Here is a 24175-nt window from a genome sequence, read left to right as displayed (position 1 = left end):
AATACTACAACGTCATAATTCTACCATTTTTACAGTAAAAAGTCTTTCAAAATATGAAAATACTATGAAAAATTACTGACTAATTACTAAAATCACAATTATTGGAAGATTATTGTACTTTTTCCTAATAAATAGCATACCTCATTTTTTAATTCCACGGACTCTTTTACCCAAAGTTCGGCATTTAAAATATTTTTTTGTGCACTTTGCTCATTAAATAAAATTATTGGACATTGACCCTTGTATTTCTTCAAAATAGTCATTAACTGCTCTACAATATCTTGGCTGTATTTATCTGCTGGTATTTTTATATAACATACTTTAGGTCCCATTTTTTTAGCCAACTCATCTGCTGATTCAACATTATTGACTAACATCTGTAAACTTTGAGTATAACTACTTCGTTCGACTTTCCCTGTCACAACTAATACTTTATCCAATTCTAACAATTCAGATACTTGCTTGTAAATAACGGGAAATAACGTTAATGATAGCTCACCTGTCCCATCATTGCCTTCCAAAAACGCCATCTTTTCTCCCGTTTTTGCTCGAATCACTTTTATATTTTTTACATATATAAAAATAGTTCGTGTCATTTTTTCTTGCAACTGATCAATTGTTGTGACATTTTTTATAAGTCTGACAATTTTAAAATCATCAACCGGATGTCCGGAAATATACATTCCTAGATAGTCAGCCTCAAGGTCTAATTTTTCTCCTACCGTATAGTCAGCATGTTCTTCTTTTTTAGGACTCAAAATATCTAGTAAATCTAGACTCCCCGCACTATACGAAATACTTTTTAATAACGCTCCTAATTCATCAACTAATTCTTTTCTATTCGGATGAAGCTTATCAAACGCACCGCTATAGATTAAAGGCAAGATATGGTCTTCTTTAAGCCACTTTTCTTCCATCCTCATCAGAAAATTTTTCAATGAATTAAAGCTACCTTCGTTATTGCGATTCGCAATGATACTTTTAGCAAAATCACTACGAACACCTTTAATAGCACTTAAACCAAAAACAAGAACATCTTTTTGAAAACTAAAACTAAACGTTGCCTTATTAATATCTGGTGATACGAGTTTCAGCCCCATCCGTGTGGCATCTAATAAATACTCTTTGACTTTAGCAGTATTTTGACGATCTGAATGAAGTAGTGCTGAAAAAAATTCTCCTGTGTAATGAACTTTAAAATATGCCATCCAATAGGATACAAACCCATAAGCTATAGCGTGAGATCTATTAAAACCAAAATTCGCAAATCGTTCAATATAATCATAGACTTCCGAAGCCACAGCTACATCATATCCCTGACTTAAGGAGCCTTTAATAAAATGATCACGCTGCTCATCTAAAACCTCTTTTTTCTTTTTGCCAATGGCACGTCTTAAAATATCTGCTTCACCTAGTGAAAAACCTGCCATAACACTCGCAATCTTCATAATTTGTTCTTGATAAACAATAACGCCATACGTGACATCTAATATTGGTTTTAATGACTCATGTATATAAGTCACAGGAACCTTCCCTTTTTTCCGATCGATAAATATATCAATATTAGCCATCGGACCTGGTCGATGTAGCGCACTTACGGCTGCTACATCCTCTAGTGAGGTCGGACCTAATTTTTTCAATACATTCTTTATATTTTGAGAATCAAATTGAAAAATCCCTGTTGTTTGACCCTTTCTAAATAACTTCAACGTGGCATCATCATCTAAAGGTATATTTAGCAAATCTATTTTTTTACCAGTAGTATAGGCAATATTTTTCATTGTATCATCAATAATTGTTAAGTTTTTTAGACCTAAGAAATCCATTTTAAGCAAGCCGATTTCCTCAACATCGTTCATCGTGAACTGTGTCAAGGGAATAGTATTACTCCCCTCTTGTAGAGGCACCCATTGAGTCAAATCTTGATCACTAATGACAACTCCTGCCGCATGGGTCGAAAGGTGTCTTGGTAGCCCTTCTACTTTAGAGGCAACCTCAAAAATTAACCGATTTTTATCAGAACTTTCTGCCAGCTCACGAAAAGTTTTCGATTCTTTATACGCTTCTTTTAATGTATGCTTACCTCTTGCAGGAAATGCTTTTGACCACTGACCAATTTCATTTTGATTCAACCCAAATACTCTAGAAATATCCCTAAGCGCCATTTTAGCAGCCAGTGTCCCAAACGTAGCAATTTGAGACACACAGTGATGACCATATCGAGAGTTCACGTACTGTAACACCTCATCACGACGTCTATCAGGGATATCTAAATCAATATCAGGCATCGTATATCGATCTTTATTTAAAAAGCGTTCAAATAATAAATCATATTTAATAGGATCAACATGCGTAATATACGTTAAATACGACACTAAAGATCCTGCAGCGGATCCCCGACCTGGTCCAAATAAAATATCTTCTCTTTGAGCAAACATCATCACATCCCAAATAATCAGAAAATAATCGACAAATCCCATTTCCTCAATTACTGAAAGCTCATAATCTAGTCGTTCAAGATACTCTTGGCCTGGATTATCGATTCGCTTAGGTAAACTCTCTAAACATAACTCACGTAGAAATAAAGAGGCGTCTTTATTATCTGGTACATCATAATGTGGTAAAAGTGTTTGATTAAATTGCATAGAAAAATCACACATTCCTGCCACCTTATCAGTATTTATGACAGCACGTTCTAACTTATGCGTTGTGTAAACGGTAGTAAAATCTGATGGCTTTGATAAATACAAGGAACCTGACTCTCCTATTTCTTCAGTCGTAATCTTAGTTCCTGCCTCAAGATGCTTTAAAACAGCTACTGAAAAAGCATCTTGAGGATGTAGATAGCGCACATCATGAAGCGCAATAGGTTCTATTTTATTGGCTTCTAACAAACTTAACCAGCTTGCTTGAGGGGTATTTTCTGGATAAAGAGAAACACCTGCATAAAACATTTCATTCTGCATATGATAAGTTAATTTTGACAAATAGGCTCTAAGCTGCTCATTTTCCTGCTTTTGATAATAAAAACTTAATTGTGACCCCTGCTCAGGTTCAATAATCACAATATTATTTAGTAGCTCGAAAAATTCTGAAAAATAGAAAGGCTCGTTTGAATCACGTTCCATCTTTGCCGACGAAATCTTCATCAAATTCTCATAGCCTTTTTGATCTTTGGCATATAAAAGCATTCTACATTTTATTGGCTGTTCATCTGACAAGTGATAGTCTAATGTCAATCCAATAATCGGTTTAACCCCATTTTTTTTACAACTTTTATAAAATTCAACTGCACCTGTCATAATATTTAGATCAGTCAAAGCCATCGCTTGATAGCCATAGTCTTTTGCCGTTCTCACTAATTCTTCAATTTTATTTGTACTTTGTAACAAAGAGTAGCAACTCAGTGTTTGTAATTGTGCCGTGATCACTCAAGCACCTCCTCTTAATATCCTCACTATTATAACATGAAATACAAGTAAATCGCCCTAGCTGATAATCACTCAAATAATATTTTCTTTGTTAAACAATTCATTATATGATAAAATACGAAAGTGAAAAGAGGTGTAGCTAATGCGTTATGCAATCGTATTATTATGGTCTTTAATCTTAGGACAAGTTGTAGCGTTTCTTGGTTCAACTCTAAGCCACACGTTATACAGCTTCGAACAAGGGCTAATGGGTTCTGTCCTATTAGCAGTCGTTGTCTGCCTAGTCGCAGTGGTTTCTAAACCTACAACTAAACAAGCAACAAAATAAAAAGAAGCCTAGTTAGGCTTCTTTTTATTTGTATCTAATTTTCTTACCGATTGTCCCTCTGAAATTATAAAGTGACAAACAAATATTAAGAACTATAAAACATCCTGTTCCGATAAATACGTTTTGATAACCAAAACTACTCGCTATTGTTGAACCAACCAATGGACCAAATACCTGCCCGAAATTTTGTGCCATTTGATTATAACTAAAAATCCGGCTGACTCCTTCTTTAGGACTAATTTTACTGATAATTGAATTAATTGATGGCATTAGTGCCCCTGTTGAAAATCCCATTAAAAACCTAAGAACCCCTAACTGAAATGGTGTAGTGACAAAAGCCATAGGAATTATTGTACAAAGGAAAAATAAAAGTCCTCCAAGTAGGACGTTTTGATTACCGAACCGATCACCTATTTTACCTAAAATAGGTGAAGAGATAAACGCGGAAAGTCCTGATATTGAAACAATCATACCTGATACAAACAAAATATTAGACATATCGCCACCCAACTCACGTATATACAACGTTAAAATTGGAGAAATGCTTGTAATCCCAATTTGTAAAATTAGCGTTGTTGCGAACATACCATATAGCATTCCTGGATTTTTGATTTGTGTAAATAAATCTTTTGTTGAGATAACATCTTTTTTCAAGACTGGTGTAAAGTCTTCCTTTACAAAAAATACCGTTAAAATTGTTGTAATAAATAGAACAGTTCCTGTGATAATAAACACATTTTTCATTCCAAAAGTTTGAGCTAACAATCCACCCATCATAGGGCCAATTAAACTTCCTGCAACAGTTCCTGTCGCTAAAGTTCCAAGTGCCCACCCATTTTTTTCCATGGGGACTTGAGAAGCGATCATAGCCGTTGCATTCGGAACATATCCCGAAAGTATCCCAGTCATAAATCTCATAGCTAGCAGCCAGTATACATTAGGAACGAATGCTAACGCCCCCATGGTAAAAGTCATACCTGCTGCAGCTCTAACCATCATCAACTTACGCCCTTTTCTATCCGCTAAACTACCCCATATAGGTGCAACTAATGCAGACGCTAGTGCAGTAATACTGATTGACACTCCCGAATAAAACTCTATCATATTTTTGGGAGCCCCTAAACTTTCAATATATACGGGTATAAAGGGCATGACTAAACTGAAACTTGCGCCTGTAAAAAAACAACCCGCCCATGCAATATACATATTACGTTTCCAATCTACTTTCATGCTTTCCCCTCATTTTCTTATTTTAGTTTTATCTGCTAAGACAGTGGCTAATTATTTTCTTTAAAGCGTTTGTAAGAACGACTAATTCCTTCAGCTTCATTTTCAAGCCCTAACGTTTCCAAAATAAACAATTGATTTTTAATTAGCTGTTCAGCTTCACTCTTCTGCCCTTTAGCATAGCAATAATAGGCCTCACATAACAACTGGCGTAACCTAAGTGATAATTCATCCTTAGTTGTCGGAATAGATTTTAATTTGACAAACCAAGCGTTCGCCTCTTTAATTTCACCTTTATGGTAGCAATCTAAAACATAATGGCTCAACAAGGTCACCATACCTTCATTATACAAAGGATATCCTCTATATAACCGTAAACTAGGATAACATCTTTTAAGCAAACGTTGTTGTTCTAAACTCGTAAAAATATAATGACACGTCGTAAAAATTGTAATTTCATCCAATGTCCATCTATCTTGTCCTTTAAAATAGTTGTAAACAGCCTTAACTTCGTTTTTATCTAAACCAGCATGTGGGTCTGATCGTTGCGGATTATAACAATCAATTGCATTTGCTAAAAATGCCAAGACACGTTCAAAAATAACTTTACTATCCTTATATGATTGATAAATACTATGTAGTTTACGATCATTCCCAGTAGAAATTGCCAGTATTAGCTCTGACCAAACTGTCTTTTCTTCTATCATCTTGTAATCATTATGTATAAAATGGAATTCGTCTGGCGTTACATTCAATCGGTTTAATACTTCTAAAAAGGTATCATATTGTAACATCACTTCACCTTTTTCAAAGCGAATTGCAAAACTTTTTACTACCAAATTTTCATAAACTTCTTTCTGCAAGAGTTGTTTATTTTGTCTAATTATTCTTACAGTCTTTCCATACTCTTTCATCAAATCCTCCTAATCTAGCTTTATAAAAAGATAATAATACAGAAAAAGACAAGTGACTGTCTCACTTGTCTTTTTCTCAGTGGTAATTAAAAATAAGTAAAATAATAGCTAAAACTATTTACCACACCAAGCAAATACAATTGCTTTCTCTCCAATATGAGTTCCGACAACTGGGCCAATATGTCCAATTTCAATCTCAATACCAGGGTATTTTTCTTCCATCTCTTTTTTCTCAAGCTCAGCAATGGCTAAGCTATTTGCATGAATAATGAAGAACTTTAAGTCCTCTTTTGTTTTCTTTTGTTTTTTTGCCATTAAATCTTCTACACGTGACAACGCTTTTTTAGTTGATCTAATTTTCTCTGATAAAATAATATCACCATTATCAAATTTTAAAATTGGTTTAATTTTCAATAAACTTCCGATAAGAGCAGCGCCATTTTTAAGACGTCCACCTCTAACTAGGATATTCAAATCATCTACAACTAAGTACGCATCTGTATTACTTCTAATTAACTCTAATTTTTCAAAGATAGTATTAATATCTTGTTCTTCCTCTACCATTTCAAGGGCTGTTTTTACCATATAGCCCATTGGCATACTTGTAATTTTTGAATCAAATGGACGAACATCAATACCTTCAATACCAGGAGCCATTGCCATTAGGTTATTAACAAACCCTGAAATACCTGATGACAGGTGAATGCTAATAGCGCGTTCATATCCTTTGTTAGCTAGTTCTTGAAATAACTCAAGTACTTCACCAATAGACGGTTGAGAGGTCGTTGGGAATTCCTTACTGTTATTTAATAAATCGTAATAATCATTTGCTTCAATATCAATACCTTCATTGTAAATTTTTCCATCCAAAATTACAGGAATTGGAATAATATATAAATCCGGGTGATTTTTAATTTCATCAGACAAGTAAGCTGTACTGTCCGTCACAATTGCCGTTTTCATAAAAATAACCTCACTTTTTTCTTCGTGCATGTTCCTATTATACTATAGGTTTAAAAAAACATGTAGCTCTATGTTCAAAAACTTTTCCTAGTTTAAAAACTCATGTACTATTTTTTTGTTTTTTTCATCGTCTATTGTAACATTTTTTTTGTTATCTTTCCCATTAACCAAATACTCTATGGGTAAAATTATTTTTTTTAATGGTTTATTTTGACCTAATATTAAATCTTTTAAAATACCTGTATAGGCTCTCCCAGGTAAGTTTGTTGCCATATAGCCGTGTGCATTTCCTATTCCTCTTGGAACATGTAAACTGTTCTTCAAGGTAAAGCTGACTCTATGCAATTCTTCAAATACAAGCTGATCTTTTGTTATCTCTGCCAACTCATTATCTTCCTGTCCATTTCCTATTGCATAATCAATAAAATTTGATTTGGTAGTGAATGGGGCCGAAGTTTGAAAAGTCGCCCCATTAGGGATTAGCCCTTCCATACTTTTTTCTAAAGCATAGGGAGATAACACACAGTAATAGTTGGAATCCAAACCTAAACTTTCTTTAAGCAATGCTCGAACCCCTTCTGGTCCATCTTGCTTGAAGCAATCTGCCAATGTCGTTTTTTGATTAGAACTCGTTTCGATTATCGCTTGCGGAAAAAAAGATATTAAACGAGGCGTTTTATCTTTCGCGTAATAGTCCACAAACATGATTGCACTTGCTTCTCGTTTTGAATAATCATTGCCTTTGTTTATGATTATTATACTGCTGATACTGCCATTCCGATTTTTTTTACCCTTATAAATCATTTCAGTCGGTTCCTTGTAGTTTATATCATTTTCTGATAATCGTTTGCCCTGGGTATAGTTATAATAACAGTATGCAATACACATAATAAGAATAAATAAAAATAATTTCCCAAACGAACGAATAACCCCACTCAGTCCTAATTTTTGCCCCTTATAAGGAGAACTCACACATCGTCACCTCTTTACCTTTATTTAAAAGACCATAAAATAAGAATAATAGATTTTAGTGCAATTATAAAGATATATGACTTATGCTTAATAAATTTATAAGCTTAATGACTCAGCTCTTTTAAAATCAACCTTACAATTTCATTAGAATTCAGATCCTCACACTCAATACAATGAGTGGAAACGGAATTGTACCACTTTTGTCGTTCTTCATAAAGAGAATGTAACTCTTCTTTAGATGTCGTATTAGCTAATGGACGTATTCTTTTATTTTTAGTAGTGAGACGCTCATATATAACATCAAATGGGACTTTTAAATAAATAACATGTTGCCCGTCAAGCAATACACGATTTTTTTCACGTACTACACAACCCCCACCTGTTGCAAAAACCTTTTTTGAACATTCGTTTATCACATCACAAAGTATTTCACTTTCCTTATCTCTAAACGCTTTTTCACCAAATTTTTCAAAAAAGGTTGGAATAGTTATCTGCGTCATATCTTCAAATTTACAATCCAAATCACAAAAACCCCTATCCAAAGTAGAGGCCAGTTGCGAGCCAACCGTTGTTTTTCCCGATGCCATAAAGCCTACTAAAAATAACATACAACCACCTATTTACTTTCTACTAGATTAGTCAAATCCTCGATGAATGATGGGTAAGATACTCGAATTGAATCAACATTTTCCAATTCAACATCGCCATCTTTAACAAGTAATGCGGCGACCGATAACATCATACCTAGACGATGATCTCCATGACTTGATACCTTTGCGGCCTTTAAAGGTGTTGGCCCTTCAATAATTAATCCGTCTTCAGTTGGGGTAACTTTAGCACCCATCTTATTTAACTCTTCAGCAGTTAGATCTATACGATTTGTTTCTTTCACTTTTAACTCCGCTGCATCTTTAATAATTGTTTTTCCGTCAGCTTGTGTGGCTAATAGAGCAATTATTGGCAGTTCATCAATCAATGTTGGAATAATATTGCCTTCGATTGTTGTAGCTTTAAGGTCACTAGAACACACTTTAATAGTTCCTCTAGGCTCCGAACCTTCTGTCTTATTTTTTATTTTATACTGTGCTCCCATTGACTCCAACACATTAAGGATCCCTGTTCTTGTTGGATTCAATCCTATATTAGGTAGTGTGATTTCACTATCCTTCACTAAAACACCTGCAGCAATGAAATACGCAGCAGACGATATATCCCCTGGTACAACAACAGTTGTTCCAGTTAAAACTTGTGGGCCAATCAAACGTATTGTTTTATCCGAAACCGTCAATTCACCACCAAATTGTTGGATCATTTGCTCTGTGTGATTTCTGGTTTGTTCTAATTCCTCGACAACCGTTTCACCTGTTGCAGATAGACCCGCTAATAAAATAGCTGATTTTACTTGAGCGCTTGCAACAGTCATTTTATGGGTTCTACCGCGTAAACGTGATGTTCCAAGCATAATAATTGGTGGGGTATCACCACCTTTTTCAGAAAAAGTAATAGCCATCATCTCTCTTAACGGCGCCATTACACGCTCCATCGGACGCTTAGATAAAGATTCATCGCCTTTAAATCGTGTCATAAACGGAACACCTGATAAAACACCTAAACCTAAACGCATTGTTGTACCAGAATTCCCAACATATAAATCTTCATTCGGTTGAGTTAACGATTGTAGTCCACCACCATTAATCGTAACAGTAGCAGTCTCACTATCCACTTCAATATCAGCACCTAACGTTTTAAAAAGAATAACCGTTTCTAAACAATCTTCTGCTAATAAAAAATTATTAACAACAGTTGTACCATAAGCCATGGCACCTAACATAATACTTCTATGTGAAATTGACTTATCGCCAGGAACTATCACTTTTCCAACTAGTTTCGTAACATTTGTTTTAAGTTTCATTTTCTTCCCCTTATATCCTAATACTCTGTTGTATAGTTTTTGTATTCTTTAATGTTTTCAGTTAATTTAACGAAAGAATCTCCATCAAATTTATCTAAAAGAGCCTTAGCTAATTCTGTAGCTATTACAGCTTCCGCAATAACACTTGCTGCTGGTACAGCGCACGAATCAGAACGCTCGACACTAGCTGTATAAACTTCTTTAGTGGTGATATCAACACTTTCCAACGGTTTATATAATGTAGGGATAGGTTTCATAACCCCTCTAACAATAACAGGCATTCCATTGGTCATACCACCTTCAAAACCACCTAGTCTATTTGTTTTACGTGTGTAACCTTGTGCTTGGTCCCATATGATTTCATCCATCACATCACTACCTGGCAATCGAGCAGCTTCAAACCCGACACCAAATTCAACACCTTTAAATGCGTTTATACTCAACATAGCTTGCGCCAGTTTTCCATCTAATTTCTGATCCCACTGTGTGTAGCTGCCCAAACCAATCGGTAGACCTGTTACAATGACTTCAACAATACCACCTAATGTATTGCCCTCTTTCTTTGCTCTATCGATCGCTTCGCGCATTAAACCTGCGGCATTCTCATCACTACATCTAACATCTGAACTTTCCGACTTGATTTTTAAATCAGCTAGGGACATGCCTTCAGATATACTTGCTTCAACTCCACCTATTTCAATAACATGAGCCATTACTTCACAACCTGAGGCTGATAATATAGCTTTCGATACAGCACCAATTGCAACTCTTACAGCTGTTTCACGTGCAGAAGATCGCTCTAAAACATTACGTAAATCACGATGATTATATTTAATGCCTCCAACTAAATCAGCATGACCCGGACGTGGTCTGGTTACCTGACGTTTTACTTTCTCTTTTTCAGTAACAGGATCTATCCCCATAACCGACTGCCAATTTTTCCAGTCTTTATTTTCTATGACTAATGTTAAGGGAGAACCTAATGTTTTACCATGTCTTAGTCCTGATGTAATCCTAACTTGGTCTTGTTCTATTTTCATTCTACCACCACGACCGTAACCAACCTGACGTCTTTTTAAATCTTTATTTATCATCTCTACGTCTAATGGCATACCTGCAGGCAAACCTTCAATGATTGCCGTTAACTCAGGACCATGTGACTCTCCTGCTGTAAGAAAACGCACTATAAACCCTCTCCTTTTCTTAGTCTAAACGTTTCAAAAAGCTTGCTATTTCTTCGATTGGCAAAGTGACAATTTTTGCTTCACCAATTGTTTCTAATAAAATCAATTTTAGAGTATTACCACGCTTTTTTTTGTCATGAGCGATAGCCTCTAGTAATGCTTCTTCATCCCATTTATCTATGTGGGTATTCAATCCAAACTTGATTAGCATTTTCTTGATATCACGCGTCAGCCCTTTAGGTATTAACTCTTTATCCTCTGCTCTTTGGCTAATTTGAACCATACCTAACGCTACCGCTTCTCCATGAGTCACAACACCATAACCACTTGTTGCTTCAATGGCATGACCAATCGTATGGCCAAAATTTAAAATAAGTCTCTTACCATTATCAAACTCATCTTCTAAAACGACTGATGCCTTTAATTCACAACACCTCGCAATAACTGCATCTGATTCTTTCAGAAAATCAGCAAGCGAGTCAAACCCACTTAACGTTTCCCAAAGTTTGGCATCAAGAATAGCTGCTGTTTTTATAATTTCAGCTAATCCCTCTTTGACACGTCTTTCAGATAATGTATGTAAAGTCGTCGTATCGATGAATACCCCAGACGGTTGAGCAAAACTACCGACTAAGTTTTTAGCAACTGCGGTGTTAACAGCCGTTTTACCACCCACGCTACTGTCAACTTGTGCAAGAAGTGTTGTTGGCACTTGTACAAAGTGAATGCCTCTCATATATGTTGACGCGACAAATCCTGCTAAGTCACCTACAACACCTCCACCTAAAGCTATAATTCCATCACTCCGAGTTAGCCCTTCTTCTGCTAACCAGTGAAATAATACTTCTGCCATCTGAAGGCTTTTACTTGCTTCACCTGGTTCAATTGCAAAATGAGAGACCTCAAACCCAGCCTTTTTCAAACTCACACTGACACACTCTAAATATAAGTTTGAGACTGTCTTATCAGTGATTATTGCCACACGTTGGGGCTCCCATATATCACTAAGCCAGCCCCCGATGGTACTTAAGCCACCTTTACAGAAAGTAATCGTATACGGTGTTGTTTTTAAAGGAACACATACTTTCATAAACGTTCTCCTTTGTTGGTTTTGGTTAATCAAGTTGAGTTAATTCTTTCATCGTTTGACTAAGAATTGTAACTTTTTTCATCATAGATAAATAATTTTTTTCATTCAAAGACTGTGGCCCATCTGACCAAGCCTCTGAGGGAGTCGGATGAATTTCAACAATCATTCCTGATGCTCCAGCGGCCACACCAGCAAGAGCCATTGGCGGAACAATGTCCCAAATCCCAACACCATGACTCGGGTCTACAATAATTGGAAAATGACTGAGTTTTTGAATAATAGGCACGGCACTTACGTCAAACGTATTTCTAGTTGCTGTTTCGTAGGTCCTAATCCCACGTTCTACAAAAATAATATTTGAATTGCCTTGTGCTGCGATATACTCAGCAGCATGTAACCATTCATCAATCGTTCCAGAAATTCCGCGCTTCAACGCTACTGGCTTAGTTGTTTTTCCCACGGCTTCTAGCAATCTAAAATTCTGCATATTCCGTGCTCCGATTTGTATAATATCAGTATACTTACAAACAAGTTCTAAATTCGCCTCGTCCATAACCTCAGTAATAACTTTTAAGCCATACTCATCTGCGGCTTGTCGTAAGTAAATAAGCCCTTCCTCTTCTAACCCTTGAAAAGCATACGGCGACGTTCTGGGTTTAAACGCACCACCCCGAAGAACCTTAGCACCGCCCTCATGAGCAATTTTGGCACAGGTCATCATTTGATCTAATGTCTCCACTGAACAAGGCCCTGCCATCGTTACAAAATCAGCACCGCCTATTTCGATATCACCCACTTTAATTATACTGTTCCCTGGATGAAACTCTCGACTTGTTAATTTATATGTTCCTGTTATCTCTTTTAAATCAGCAATGATAGGATTATTTTTAAGTGCAGTCACAAACGACTCTGATATGTCTCCTTGAACACTTAAGTAAATTGGTGTCGCATCATTAACTGAGACAGTCAGACCTGCCGCTTCTAATTGTTGAACAACTGCTGTCACATCAGAAGAAATACTCTCACTTTTCATTTCTATTCTTAAACTATCTGTCATCTTACAAATTCCTTTCATGCTCTAGTATTGCTTTTTTTACGTCTTCAACAGGCATATCCTGTCCTGTCCATAATTTAAATGCTTCTGCCGCTTGATAAATAAGCATCCCCAGCCCATTAATCGTTTGGCAGCCCTTTACTCTCGCATCAGCTAACAATCTCGTTTCCTTGGGATTGTATATAATATCCACCACTACTAATGATGGCGTTAAGCAAGACGTGTCATTAACTAAACTTTCAGAAGAGTTTTTTCCCATTCCAACACTAGTTGTATTGACTAATATATCGCTCATAGAAATCTCCTTAGTTAAACGGTCACCCGATCCCAAAGGAAACAATTCTATCTCACAGCCTGTCTGTTCGGCTATAAATTTGAGCTTGTCGTTGACTGTTTCGAAACTATCATTCAGTCGTTTGAAGACTTTGATTTCCCTTACATCCGACAAAGCCAAAGCTACAATTATCGATAATCCAGCGCCTCCAGATCCTAGAACAGTCACTCGTTTATCTTTTACAGAAACATTTTCCGATTCCAAGCTCTTAATAAAACCTCGACCATCTGTATTATGTCCAATCAAATTACCTTCACTATTCACAACCGTATTGATAGCTCCGATTAACTGCGCTTCTTCACTTATTTGATCAACATACTCCAAAGCACGTTGTTTGTTTGGCATAGAGAGATTACACCCTAGTCCTTTAAATACCTTTAAACCTAAAAAAGCATCATTTAATTCTTGCTCTGACACATCAAATGCTAGATAGATGGCATTAATGCCTAGCGTTTTAAACGCTGTATTATGAATCAAGGGCGATAAGCTATGTCCGATTGGTGAAGCAATAACCGCTGCCCACCTTGTCTTTCCATCAGGAATCATCATACTAGTCCCTCACTTTACTAAAAATTAAAACGACTACCCGAAAAGGTAATCGTTTTATCTCATAATTAAATCCCAGAGAGTATCTCTATGCTTTTAAAAGCCAAAAGAAAGGTCTACACAAGATAAATTAGGGTTTAACTATCCTCATACTGATCAAACGATTCTATTAAGTATAGCCTTTTTATTAGAGTCATGTCAAACAGCTATAATCGTTATTACTCGTACTCTTTTAACGTTTTTATAACTTTCGTAAAACGTTCGTTTTTAGACGAATATTCGTCAGTTCCTTGTGAAAGTAAACTCAACTCACTTATTAAACGATCTTTTTCCATTTGTAAAAGTAATTTTGATTTCTTTTTCACAATTACATCATTTGCGACTGGTTTATTTATTTTCTTACCTAATGTGTACTCATCTGTTGCCACTGATTCAACAAACCTCTCATCGTGAGAGGCGAAAATGATCGTCCCAGGATAATCTTTTAGTACACTCTCTAACGCTTGTCTAGAGGGATAGTCTAAGTGATTCGTCGGCTCATCTAATATAAGAACATTCATTTCTCTCATCATAAAATATAATAATTTGGCTTTTAACTGTTCTCCCATACTAAACGAGGACACCTCTTGTTGTAATTGATCAAGACTAAATCCTAGTTGTGTTGCTAAAAGAACGAAACGATGTCTTGTATCTGGTGTTAAAGAAACATAGTCTTCCAATGTCTCCTCATTTTTTTCATCTATACTTTGCTTCAAATACCCTATTTTAGCGAACTCTGAAACCCAGGGCCTCTTGTCCCCCACTAACTCACCTGTAACGAGTTTAAATAAGGTTGTTTTTCCACTTCCATTGGATCCTTTAATCACTAACTTATCACCAAAATTAATAGTCAGTGATACGTTATCAAGTACCTTATGATTACCAAAGCTAAAACTAACCTCATCTAATAAGATAGCTTTTCCTTTTTTGTATTGCCCTGTATCAAAATCGTAATGGGTAACTTTATCTTGCTTTATCGTAATCTCATCTGATTCTTTTATTTTTTTAGTCAATCTTTTTTCTGCTGATTTCCGTTGACTATCCATTCTCTTTGCTTTAGAACGATAGAATTCTTTAGGGAACTCTTGTTTAGTCGACTGCGCATGGGCAGACGCTGACCAATTTTTTAACGATTGCAACTCTTTCTCAAGTTGTTTTTGCTCTTTCACTTTCTTCTTCATCACACGTTGCTTCTCTTTAAGTTTTCGCTGGCTGTCTTCCTCATATTCTGACAGCTTTCCTTTAAAAGTAATTAACGTTTCATCTTTTATTTCCCAAATAGTATTACACGTCTTCTCTATAAACGATTGATCATGAGACACAAGGATAATAGCACCTTTATAACTCTTTATTAGTTCAACTAACTCATCTAAACCTTTTTGATCAAGGTGATTGGTTGGTTCATCTAAAATAAGTAAGTCTGTCTTTTCAGAAAAACTATCTAACAACCTTCTCTTACTTTTTTCACCACCACTCATCCGAATATAGTTAGACACTTTCTTCCAATCGTCCAAACCATGCTTACTAAGTAATGAATAGTCTATCTCTTTAGAGTCTGAATGATAGCTGCTTATTTCTTGCTCATAATAACCAATATTTTTAACTTTAGAAATGATATCACCTGAAATAACAATCTCTTCTGGACGTGGATAACCTACAATATAGTTGAGTAATGTTGATTTTCCACTTCCGTTTGCTCCTATTAAACCTATTATAGAGTCACTATCAACACTCACTTGTTTTATATTAACTATGTCACGCTCTTTAATTTTTAATTTTAAATTACTTAATGTCATTATAGTATTAATAAATAACATCTCCTTTCGTTATAAAAAGGAGGATATAAAAATAATCCTCCCAGTTTCGGAAGGATTAGATAGGCAAAAGGGTACCTCAAAAGGTCCCATCTATACGAATTGTATATCAGCGCAGACTAATCCCATTGTTTTAAACATAGTGTTTAAATTTTCAATAAGATTATAACTTCATGTACTGATACCTCTTACTTTCTTAATTTTACAACATTATAGCAACAACTCTAAAATTAATCAAGTCTATCCATTTCATGTTATACTTATTTTATAATATAACACAACAGAAAGGATTAAATCTATGACACTTATGCTTCTTATGTTACTACTCGTTCCCACACTTTTATTTTTTATATGGGTTACTCGTAAACCAACTAGTCTATGGACCGGTTTCTGGTTCTTGTGCTTTTTTAGCATTTTTGGTATTTTCATCTTCTTTTTAATAGAAAGAGTATCCGCACCTATTGCCTATTTTTTAGGTGTAATTATTGCACTACTACTTGTATTTGTCGCACTATTTGGAATCTACGCTATGATTATTGCTCTATTTTGGAATGAGCGAATATTATTAAAGAGAGAACGACCATCATTAAGCAATATGCTCCCACTTGGCGTGGCTACAGGTTTAATTTTTATTGAAATCCTCTTATTTTTATCAAATAACAGAATTAAAAATCAGAGTCTTTTAAAAGTTTTTAGCTTCATTAACATGTCATTCGTTTACTTCGCTATAACTTTTGTTTTATTCACACTGACTGCAGTCCTTTACAATTTCTATCCAATTTTTGGCAAAGTAGATTATATTATTGTACTTGGAGCTGGACTTAATCGTGATAAGGTTACACCTTTACTTGCTAGTAGAATCGAGGCTGGTATCAAGCTCTACAATAAGCAGTTAAAAAAATATGACCACGCTCCAACACTTATCATGTCTGGTGGTCAAGGTTCCGATGAACTCATCTCAGAAGCACAAGCGATGGCAAACTACATCAATGAAAAAGGATATCAGCCAAAAAAAGTTTATCTCGAAGATCGTTCAACAACAACTCGAGAAAATATTTTATACTCACAAGAGTTAGCCTCCAAAAAAGATAATATTGCTAGCTTTCACTCTAAAAAAGTTGTCGTTGCAACGAACAACTATCACCTCCTTAGAGCTGGAATACTAGCACGTAATCTCGGCCTATCATTTAGAGGCATCGGCGCCCAAACAAAATTCTACTACCTGCCTACTGCTTTCATAAGAGAATATATCGGATATCTTGTTATGACTAAAAAAAGACACCTCATTGTAATCGGAATACTCTTTATTACAACTATCATCCCTATACTAACAACATTATTTGGATAATAAAAAAGAAGTGACCTAGGTCACTTCTTTTTTATAAGATAAAATCTTGTAATTCATCTATAATATCTTCATTTTCTTTACGTTTTTCTTCTCGTTCTTTCTGCTCACGTAATTCTTTTTGTTTTTGTTTATTCTTCTCGCCAATCTGAGGACGCTCACCTTGTTCTAAGGTAATTAAGTAATTAACTAACTCTTCTTCGGCTTCATCTTTCGTTGTAAGAGGAATACGATTCACTTCTTTATTATTTTCAAAGCGAAGCATTGTAAAATCTGATTTCAAATGATAAAATTTTTCAATTTTATCCTTATTCATCGTAATGGGATATAAATAAATAGTTCCATCATATTTCTTTAATTCTTTTGAATCCAATAATGATTTTTCTAACTGTTCATAATGCTTACCATTTTGATCAACCATCATGACAGTCACTTTTTTATTTTTCTTGATAATATCTTCAAGTTCATCATAAGCAACAACTTTAACTTTTTTATTTCCTTCAAAAGTTTGACCAATCAATGTCTCATTTTGTTTCAATATAATACTATGATTAATTCTCGGTCCTGCAATAGTTAAAAATAACACCAACACTATAATTGAGAGGATGGATATAAGAACTAATTCTTTCTTCTCCATAAAAATCTCTATAAAACTTTTGTCAGATTTTTTTCTAGGTTGTTTGTTTGCAATCGCTTGTTTATTCTTTTCAATCAACCTCTCTTCACGTTCTTTGAAGTAAGTCATTACTTTATCTTTATAGTCAATAATAGCTTGTTTTAAATTCTCTAGTAACTTCGTTATTTTTTCCATTCACTTCACCTTTACTCTGTTATAATATAAGTATACTAATTGATAGCCAAAAAGGAAAGCATAATTTGTACCCTTTTTCATTCAAAATCGCTATTATTATAATTAGTTAACTATTGAAAATTAGAAATGAGGTTTTACCCTATGGCATTTGATGGCGTATTTACTCACGCAATGATAAATGAACTTTCCGGCACATTAATGAATGGTCGTCTATCAAAAATACATCAACCCTTCGACAATGAATTAATCTTGGTCATTCGTAACCAAGGAAAGAATCATAAACTACTACTATCAGCTCATTCAGCTTATGCACGTATACAACTTACGACAGTTGATTACCAAAATCCATCCACACCACCAAATTTTTGTATGATGTTACGAAAGTATCTTGAAGGGGCTATTCTTCAAAAAATGAAGCAAATTGAAAATGATAGAATTGTTCACTTTGAATTTTCAAAACGAAACGAGTTAGGTGACTTAGAAAATGTTGTTTTAGTTGTTGAATTAATGGGCCGTCACAGTAACATCATTCTTGTAAATAAAGAAAGCAATAAAATACTAGACTGTATTAAGCATGTAGGACCTAGTCAAAATAGCTACAGAATACTTTTACCTGGTGCAGAATATGTACGCCCTCCTAAAAACGTTGAACAACGTGATCCATTTACAACAGATTATACGCTTATTTTTGAACTACTTGCTACAGCTGAGGAATTGACTCCTCATTACTTCCAACAAACTTTTCAAGGTTTGGGACAAGATACTGCGAGAGAACTCGCTTATCAGATGGCTGAAAATCCAACTGCTTTACTCGCGACATGGAAAGACTTTTGGTCAAAAATAGTATCAAATCCTGTTCCCACACTTACGATTTTCGAAAACAAAGAATACTTCACACCTATCACCTACGATTATCTAGGTCCTGAAAAGTATACTTTTGATTCTTTAAGCGCCTTATTAGAGATGTTTTATGAAGGTAAGGCTGAAAAAGAACGTGTCAAACAACAAGCCGGGGCCTTAGTAAAAAAAATAGCTGGTGAAAGCAAAAAAATTAAAGCAAAGCAAAAGAAATTCAAACAAGCATTACTTGATACTGAAAATGCTGAAGTCTTCAGACAAAAAGGAGAATTGTTGACGACATTTCTTCACGAAGTACCCAGAGGGGCTAAAGTTGTCACCGTTGATAACTACTACGAAGAGAATACACCAATCACCATTAGCTTACGTGAAGATTTAAGTCCTTCTCAGAATGCTCAGAAATACTTTCAAAAATATGGCAAGTTAAAAAATAGTGTTAAAATCATAGAAGAGCAGCTTGAAATCGCGGAACAAGAGGTCAACTATTTAGATTCTGTTTTATCTCAACTCGAACTCGCTACACCTTCTGAAGTCGATTATATCAAGGAAGAATTAATCAGCGAGAAATATATTCGCCCTACTAAGCAACAGAAAGCTAAAAAGAATCAAAAAAGTAAACCAGAAAAATATATGGCTACTGACGGAACAATTATTCTTGTAGGGAAAAATAATCTTCAAAATGATCAGCTGACACTTAAAACAGCTGATAAAAATCATTTCTGGCTTCACGCAAAGGATATTCCTGGCTCTCATGTTATTGTTCAGAGTGCTCATCCTTCAGAAGACACTTTAATCGAAGCCGCAAACCTTGCAGCCTATTATTCGAAATTCAGATTATCAAGTAGCGTGCCCGTTGATTACGTTCAAGTTAAACACATAAAAAAACCGAATGGGTCTAAACCTGGTTATGTGATTTATGAAAATCAAAAAACTTTATTTGTTACACCAGATAAAGAAAAAGTTCACTCATTAAAAAAATAAGCGTTGACCCATATGGGTCAACGCTTATTTTAATATCTATTACCAACATTTTTATTAATTACAACAGAATTAACAAGCGACATGATTACTGCAACAAGTATTGCTGTCCCTAAACTTGAAAAACCGAAATTTTGTTCACCAAGTATGTAAGACGTCATCGACAACATCATACCATTAATAACTAAACTGAATAAACCGAATGTTAAAATTGTTATGGGTAATGACAGAATATGTAACAAAGGTTTTACAAGAGTATTCAAGATTGATAATACAAAACTTGCTAATAGTGCCACCATTAAACTACTCACGTAAAAGCGATCATTAGGTAAAACAACTGAAAGCGAGATAAATGTAAGAGTATTGACAATTAATCTTTGAAAATAAGTCATTAGAAATCACTCCAATCATCATCGTCAACTTTTTCAGCTTCTTTACGTTTTTTATTTCCTGATGTATATGGATTGTTTTCATAGTTTCTCTGATTGTATCCGCTATTTTCACGCCCTTTAAAACTACCAAATGTATCATATGAGCCTCTACCTGATCTGTCAGCAGGTATAATTACCATTAAAATAATATACAACACAATTGGAGTTCCAATACCAAAGAATGTTAGAATTATGAAAATAACTCTCAAAATAGTCGGATCAATACCTATAAATTCACCAATCCCTCCTAATACACCAGAAAAGACGATGTTATGTCTTGATTTGGTTAATTTCTTTTTCATACTGGTTCACTCCTCTATTCGTTCTAACTACTGCTCTGTATCTTTCATATAAATACTACCTGTTGTTGTATTTAAACGAATATAAGCAGTTTTGTCTTCATTATATCTTCTAAACTGTAATAATTGGTTCGTTTTATCTGCTTTTTCACGGATAACTTCAAAATCAGTTAATCGATTTTTAATAGTTCCTAAGCTTGTTTTAACCATACCATCAACACCTAGCGATTCAGGCAGTGCTAATTTAAGCGTACCATTAACAACACTCGCTTCTACTTTAGCTAAGCTATCTGTCCCAGTAATTTTTACATCACCATTCACATTACTGACACTAATATTTTCAATGTTACCTTGTAAACTATAGTCACCATTCACTGCTTCTGAAAGGAAGTCCATAACTTTACCACCCGATACTGCCACATTACCGTTGACACCTTCTACTTCAAGCATCGTTGCAATCAAGCTGTTGAATGTCATATCGCCATTAGTACTTTTGACAAATATATCTTTAGCTTCCAACTCACTGACCGTCACATCACCGTTCAATAACTTAACAGAAACATGATCGTAAACACGGCGTGGTAGGTAGAAATTCAGATCCGCTTTAATGCGTTTATTTGGGATATGGAATAGAATTTGTTCTTCATCTACTAAAATTTGACTTCTTTCTAAAAAAGCTTCAAAAGGTGTGTCTGCTTCCATTTTTCCATATAATTTAACATCAGCTTCAACTTTTAAATCTTCTGAATCCCAAGGAATAAAGGATACTTCTCCATTTGCAACTTTGACATCAATAAGCGAAGCGGTCATTTCAGGATAATAAAATTCATGTTTAAAACTACTTGATGACAGTCCTGGAACCTTAATATTAATATCTTTCCAATCTACATTTTCATTGACTGTTTTTATAGTATCTTTAAAGAAACGTCCTAATTGAACACCCGCTTCTCCCATTTTCTTACCGAAATGAGAACCCGCTTCCCCTACTTTTTGTCCAAATTCATTAATAGACTCTTCCCAATCCTCTGGGATTTCAAATCTTGGTGTGTCTTTACGTGTTTCTTTCTTCTCTTTGTTAATCGCAGATAATTTAATCTCTAGATCTGTTTTCTTATCACTTAATTGATTCATTTCAAGTTCTAAGGTAGAAATGATATCATGCAATTCACTACTTTTGGCTTGCTGTTCTTCTGTCAGGTCTTCTAAATCTGATAGTGTATTAAGTACCATCAACTCTTCTTTTTTTGCACTTATTTTACTTTCTAATACTTCAATATCCTTACACACATTATCAAGCTCAGCAGATGCGTTATTCGCCTCTTGTGTCAATTGAGCAAGCAATCTTTCAAGTCGTTGTTTATCCTCTTGTTCGCTCGCAGCTCTTGCTTTTTCCGCTTGTTCTTTCTCTTCTTCAAAAGATAAGGTATCTTCCGTATAAAAATAGTCATTCTCAACTGGATTGATTGTTTTTTTAACTGTATTTTTAATATCCCCAGCTTCTTTAGTAACAGTTTTGACATCTTTTTCTGTTGCCATATTTTCCAAAAGCACTAATGCTTCTTCAGTTGTAATAATTCCTTTTTTTACTAATTCAAATACGCGTTCTTGTTCTTTCATAATAAATAGCCTCCTTAGCTAATATACTTCTTATTGAAGTTTTATCTTACATGACTATTATCACTCTAAAACAATGAATTGTCATAGGACCTAAGATGGATTTATCTCTCAATTCTAAGGATGAGGTTTAGTCTTCGTGGAAGAAACGAGCAGCTGCTACAGCTTTTTTCCATTTTTTATAGTAAGCGTCACGATCATTTACATCCATATCAGGGTAAAAACTACTTTCAACTTGCCATATATGACGAATTTCTTCTGTATTTTTCCAAAATCCAGTACCTAATCCCGCTAAAAAAGCAGCTCCCATAGCAGTTGTCTCAGTAACCAGAGGTTTAAAAATCGGAATGTTCAGTATGTCTGCTTGAAACTCTAATAAAAATTTATTTTTTGATGCCCCGCCATCTACTTTCATTTGTGTAATTGGCAAGCCTGTTTCACAAACCATTGTTTCAATGACATCTTTTGTTTGATAAGCGATACTTTCAAGCGTGGCACGTGCAAATGTTTGTCGACTTGTCCCTCTTGTCACACCAAAAATTGCGCCCCTGACATTTGAATCCCAGTAAGGCGCTCCCAAACCAACAAATGCTGGAACAACATACACCCCTTCATTACTCGCAAGCTCATAAGACATTTTTTCAGTTTCATACGATTCTTCAATTATTTCTAACCCATCCCTTAACCACTGAATGGCTGAACCTGTTACAAAGATACTACCTTCTAGAGCATAACAAACTTCACCCTTGTCATCACAGGCTAACGTTGTAAGTAACCCATGTTCAGAATTAACTGCTTTTTTACCAGTATTCATTAAGATAAATGAACCTGTTCCATAAGTATTTTTTACATTACCTGGTTCAAAACAATTTTGACCAAATAATGCTGCTTGTTGATCACCCGCAACACCTGTAATACTAACTTCTTCATCAAACAAATGATAATAGGCCGTCTTACCATAAAAATCTGAGGATTTTTTGACTTCTGGTAAAAGGGTTTTAGGAATATTAAAAATCGATAATAATTCTTCATCCCATTCTAAGCTGTGAATGTTAAACATCATCGTACGAGATGCATTTGTATAGTCTGTAGCATGCACTTGTCCATCTGTCAGTTTCCAAATTAGCCACGTATCAATTGTACCAAATAATAACTCTCCTTTTTCTGCACGCTTACGAGCCTGTGGAATTTCGTTTAATAACCACATTACTTTGGTAGCTGAAAAATAAGAATTCACTTTTAATCCTGTTTTTAATCGAATTAAGTCCTCATGACCTTCGTCAATTAGTTGATTAGTGATATCGTTAGTTTGTCTTGATTGCCAAACCAACGCATGATGAATCGGCATTCCTGATTCTTTATCCCATATAACTGTTGTTTCACGTTGATTGGTGATTCCAATACTTTCAATATCTTTAGCACTAATGCCTGCCTCTTGCATAACTTTGTGTGTTACGTTAAGGACACTTTGCCAAATTTCATTAGCATCATGCTCAACCCAACTTGGTTGTGGGAAATATTGTGGAAATTCTTCTTGTGATTTCGCAATATCTACACCATCTTTATTAAATAAAATTGCTCGTGTACTTGTCGTTCCTTGATCAATAACTAAAATAAACTTCTCCATTTTATCCCACCTATTCCAGTATTTTATACCTTAATTTTACCCTAGTTACACCATACTTACAATCAGATGTTCTTTTCAAAATACTTGTTTATACATTAACAAATAGTAACATTCTCAACTTCAAAATCCATTCTTATTTTTAAAAGATTTAAAATATGTCCGCTAATTGATATTTAATTAACAGATATGGTATACTTTAAACGAATCATCTTTGGTGTTTTTCTGAGCAAGGGCAGTTGTTACTTCCCCAAAGTCTGACCGTTTATGCTAGAATAACTTTTCAAAGAATTATGTCATAGAGAGGGTTATTCCCCAATCGTCCTCTCTATGGTTGATTCATCCCCTTACAGTTGGTCTTGTGACCAACTGTTTTTTTATAAAAAAAAAGACCACATATCATATAT

General features: G+C 34.9%; 20 protein-coding genes. 3 read left to right on the top strand and 17 right to left on the bottom strand.

Going from position 1 to position 24175, the window contains the following annotated elements:
* Positions 1 to 98: 98 nt before the first annotated feature.
* Complete coding sequence (gene dnaE, locus OL233_RS02275) at positions 99 to 3431, bottom strand: DNA polymerase III subunit alpha (protein WP_275470742.1); 3333 nt, start codon at positions 3429 to 3431, stop codon at positions 99 to 101.
* A gap of 142 nt (positions 3432 to 3573) precedes the next feature.
* Between dnaE and OL233_RS02270 the strand changes: the two genes are divergently transcribed.
* Complete coding sequence (locus tag OL233_RS02270) at positions 3574 to 3759, top strand: DUF2929 family protein (protein WP_126830485.1); 186 nt, start codon at positions 3574 to 3576, stop codon at positions 3757 to 3759.
* Positions 3760 to 3783: 24 nt separating this feature from the next.
* Here OL233_RS02270 and OL233_RS02265 read toward each other — a convergent pair whose 3' ends face one another.
* From OL233_RS02265 to abc-f, 11 genes are all read right to left on the bottom strand, one after another.
* The gene (locus tag OL233_RS02265) at positions 3784 to 4989 is read right to left on the bottom strand and encodes a multidrug efflux MFS transporter (protein ID WP_275470741.1); all 1206 of its coding nucleotides are present in this window, start codon (positions 4987 to 4989) and stop codon (positions 3784 to 3786) included.
* Positions 4990 to 5036: 47 nt separating this feature from the next.
* A complete protein-coding gene (locus OL233_RS02260; RefSeq protein ID WP_275470740.1) occupies positions 5037 to 5900 on the bottom strand; it encodes an Rgg/GadR/MutR family transcriptional regulator in 864 nt (287 codons plus the stop codon).
* A 114-nt stretch (positions 5901 to 6014) separates the two neighbouring features.
* The gene (locus OL233_RS02255; RefSeq protein WP_275470739.1) at positions 6015 to 6863 is read right to left on the bottom strand and encodes a DegV family protein; all 849 of its coding nucleotides are present in this window, start codon (positions 6861 to 6863) and stop codon (positions 6015 to 6017) included.
* A gap of 87 nt (positions 6864 to 6950) precedes the next feature.
* Positions 6951 to 7835 carry a hypothetical protein gene (locus tag OL233_RS02250; RefSeq protein ID WP_275470738.1) on the bottom strand — a complete coding sequence of 295 codons (885 nt, stop codon included), beginning with the start codon at positions 7833 to 7835 and terminating at the stop codon, positions 6951 to 6953.
* Between the two features lie 104 nt (positions 7836 to 7939).
* Positions 7940 to 8443 carry a shikimate kinase gene (locus OL233_RS02245; protein ID WP_275470737.1) on the bottom strand — a complete coding sequence of 168 codons (504 nt, stop codon included), beginning with the start codon at positions 8441 to 8443 and terminating at the stop codon, positions 7940 to 7942.
* 8 nt (positions 8444 to 8451) lie between these two features.
* Positions 8452 to 9747, bottom strand: a complete 1296-nt coding sequence (aroA, locus tag OL233_RS02240) for a 3-phosphoshikimate 1-carboxyvinyltransferase (protein WP_275470736.1) — start codon at positions 9745 to 9747, stop codon at positions 8452 to 8454.
* Positions 9748 to 9764: 17 nt separating this feature from the next.
* On the bottom strand, positions 9765 to 10931 hold the full coding sequence (gene aroC, locus OL233_RS02235; protein WP_275470735.1) for a chorismate synthase: 1167 nt from the start codon (positions 10929 to 10931) through the stop codon (positions 9765 to 9767).
* Positions 10932 to 10950: 19 nt separating this feature from the next.
* Entirely contained in the window at positions 10951 to 12021 is a 1071-nt protein-coding gene (aroB, locus tag OL233_RS02230; RefSeq protein ID WP_275470734.1) for a 3-dehydroquinate synthase, read from the bottom strand.
* 25 nt (positions 12022 to 12046) lie between these two features.
* Positions 12047 to 13078, bottom strand: a complete 1032-nt coding sequence (aroF, locus tag OL233_RS02225) for a 3-deoxy-7-phosphoheptulonate synthase (RefSeq protein ID WP_275470733.1) — start codon at positions 13076 to 13078, stop codon at positions 12047 to 12049.
* A 1-nt stretch (position 13079) separates the two neighbouring features.
* Positions 13080 to 13958: a shikimate dehydrogenase gene (locus tag OL233_RS02220; RefSeq protein WP_275470732.1), complete on the bottom strand. Its 879-nt coding sequence runs from the start codon at positions 13956 to 13958 to the stop codon at positions 13080 to 13082.
* Between the two features lie 215 nt (positions 13959 to 14173).
* A complete protein-coding gene (gene abc-f, locus OL233_RS02215; RefSeq protein WP_275470731.1) occupies positions 14174 to 15790 on the bottom strand; it encodes a ribosomal protection-like ABC-F family protein in 1617 nt (538 codons plus the stop codon).
* 334 nt (positions 15791 to 16124) lie between these two features.
* Between abc-f and OL233_RS02210 the strand changes: the two genes are divergently transcribed.
* Positions 16125 to 17156: a YdcF family protein gene (locus OL233_RS02210; protein WP_275470730.1), complete on the top strand. Its 1032-nt coding sequence runs from the start codon at positions 16125 to 16127 to the stop codon at positions 17154 to 17156.
* 31 nt (positions 17157 to 17187) lie between these two features.
* Here the strand turns inward: OL233_RS02210 and OL233_RS02205 are convergent, their stop codons facing one another.
* Complete coding sequence (locus tag OL233_RS02205; RefSeq protein ID WP_275470729.1) at positions 17188 to 17964, bottom strand: hypothetical protein; 777 nt, start codon at positions 17962 to 17964, stop codon at positions 17188 to 17190.
* Positions 17965 to 18105: 141 nt separating this feature from the next.
* Here OL233_RS02205 and OL233_RS02200 point away from each other — a divergent pair, with 141 nt between their 5' ends.
* Positions 18106 to 19803: an NFACT RNA binding domain-containing protein gene (locus OL233_RS02200; protein WP_275470728.1), complete on the top strand. Its 1698-nt coding sequence runs from the start codon at positions 18106 to 18108 to the stop codon at positions 19801 to 19803.
* A gap of 29 nt (positions 19804 to 19832) precedes the next feature.
* On the opposite strand, the gene OL233_RS02195 is transcribed toward OL233_RS02200, so the two are convergent.
* The 4 genes from OL233_RS02195 to glpK all read right to left on the bottom strand — a co-directional run bounded on the left by OL233_RS02195 (position 19833) and on the right by glpK (position 23771).
* Entirely contained in the window at positions 19833 to 20192 is a 360-nt protein-coding gene (locus OL233_RS02195) for a phage holin family protein (RefSeq protein ID WP_275470727.1), read from the bottom strand.
* Positions 20192 to 20533, bottom strand: coding sequence for a PspC domain-containing protein (locus OL233_RS02190; protein WP_275470726.1), 342 nt, complete (start codon positions 20531 to 20533; stop codon positions 20192 to 20194). The genes OL233_RS02195 and OL233_RS02190 overlap by 1 nt, the downstream gene beginning before the upstream one ends.
* A 27-nt stretch (positions 20534 to 20560) precedes the next feature.
* Entirely contained in the window at positions 20561 to 22147 is a 1587-nt protein-coding gene (gene liaX / locus OL233_RS02185; RefSeq protein ID WP_275470725.1) for a daptomycin-sensing surface protein LiaX, read from the bottom strand.
* A gap of 127 nt (positions 22148 to 22274) precedes the next feature.
* Positions 22275 to 23771: a glycerol kinase GlpK gene (glpK, locus tag OL233_RS02180; RefSeq protein ID WP_275470724.1), complete on the bottom strand. Its 1497-nt coding sequence runs from the start codon at positions 23769 to 23771 to the stop codon at positions 22275 to 22277.
* Between the last annotated feature and the right edge of the window lie 404 nt (positions 23772 to 24175).

The organism is Vagococcus proximus (assembly GCF_029143285.1).
Classification (GTDB): Bacteria; Bacillota; Bacilli; order Lactobacillales; family Vagococcaceae; genus Vagococcus_D; species Vagococcus_D proximus.
The sequence above is the reverse complement of the archived record's forward strand: the minus strand, read 5'-3'. Positions and strand labels throughout refer to the sequence as shown.

Excerpts from the sequence above, each read along its gene's own strand:
- OL233_RS02260 (WP_275470740.1), bottom strand. The coding sequence starts at position 5,900 with ATGAAAGAGTATGGAAAGACTGTAAGAATAATTAGACAAAATAAACAA.
- OL233_RS02205 (WP_275470729.1), bottom strand. The coding sequence starts at position 17,964 with ATGGAAAAAATAACGAAGTTACTAGAGAATTTAAAACAAGCTATTATT.
- OL233_RS02220 (WP_275470732.1), bottom strand. The coding sequence starts at position 13,958 with ATGATGATTCCTGATGGAAAGACAAGGTGGGCAGCGGTTATTGCTTCA.
- glpK (WP_275470724.1), bottom strand. The coding sequence starts at position 23,771 with ATGGAGAAGTTTATTTTAGTTATTGATCAAGGAACGACAAGTACACGA.
- aroF (WP_275470733.1), bottom strand. The coding sequence starts at position 13,078 with ATGACAGATAGTTTAAGAATAGAAATGAAAAGTGAGAGTATTTCTTCT.
- OL233_RS02190 (WP_275470726.1), bottom strand. The coding sequence starts at position 20,533 with ATGAAAAAGAAATTAACCAAATCAAGACATAACATCGTCTTTTCTGGT.
- aroB (WP_275470734.1), bottom strand. The coding sequence starts at position 12,021 with ATGAAAGTATGTGTTCCTTTAAAAACAACACCGTATACGATTACTTTC.
- OL233_RS02270 (WP_126830485.1), top strand. The coding sequence starts at position 3,574 with ATGCGTTATGCAATCGTATTATTATGGTCTTTAATCTTAGGACAAGTT.
- OL233_RS02210 (WP_275470730.1), top strand. The coding sequence starts at position 16,125 with ATGTTACTACTCGTTCCCACACTTTTATTTTTTATATGGGTTACTCGT.
- OL233_RS02195 (WP_275470727.1), bottom strand. The coding sequence starts at position 20,192 with ATGACTTATTTTCAAAGATTAATTGTCAATACTCTTACATTTATCTCG.
- OL233_RS02265 (WP_275470741.1), bottom strand. The coding sequence starts at position 4,989 with ATGAAAGTAGATTGGAAACGTAATATGTATATTGCATGGGCGGGTTGT.
- OL233_RS02255 (WP_275470739.1), bottom strand. The coding sequence starts at position 6,863 with ATGAAAACGGCAATTGTGACGGACAGTACAGCTTACTTGTCTGATGAA.
- liaX (WP_275470725.1), bottom strand. The coding sequence starts at position 22,147 with ATGAAAGAACAAGAACGCGTATTTGAATTAGTAAAAAAAGGAATTATT.
- aroA (WP_275470736.1), bottom strand. The coding sequence starts at position 9,747 with ATGAAACTTAAAACAAATGTTACGAAACTAGTTGGAAAAGTGATAGTT.
- OL233_RS02200 (WP_275470728.1), top strand. The coding sequence starts at position 18,106 with ATGGCATTTGATGGCGTATTTACTCACGCAATGATAAATGAACTTTCC.
- OL233_RS02245 (WP_275470737.1), bottom strand. The coding sequence starts at position 8,443 with ATGTTATTTTTAGTAGGCTTTATGGCATCGGGAAAAACAACGGTTGGC.
- abc-f (WP_275470731.1), bottom strand. The coding sequence starts at position 15,790 with ATGACATTAAGTAATTTAAAATTAAAAATTAAAGAGCGTGACATAGTT.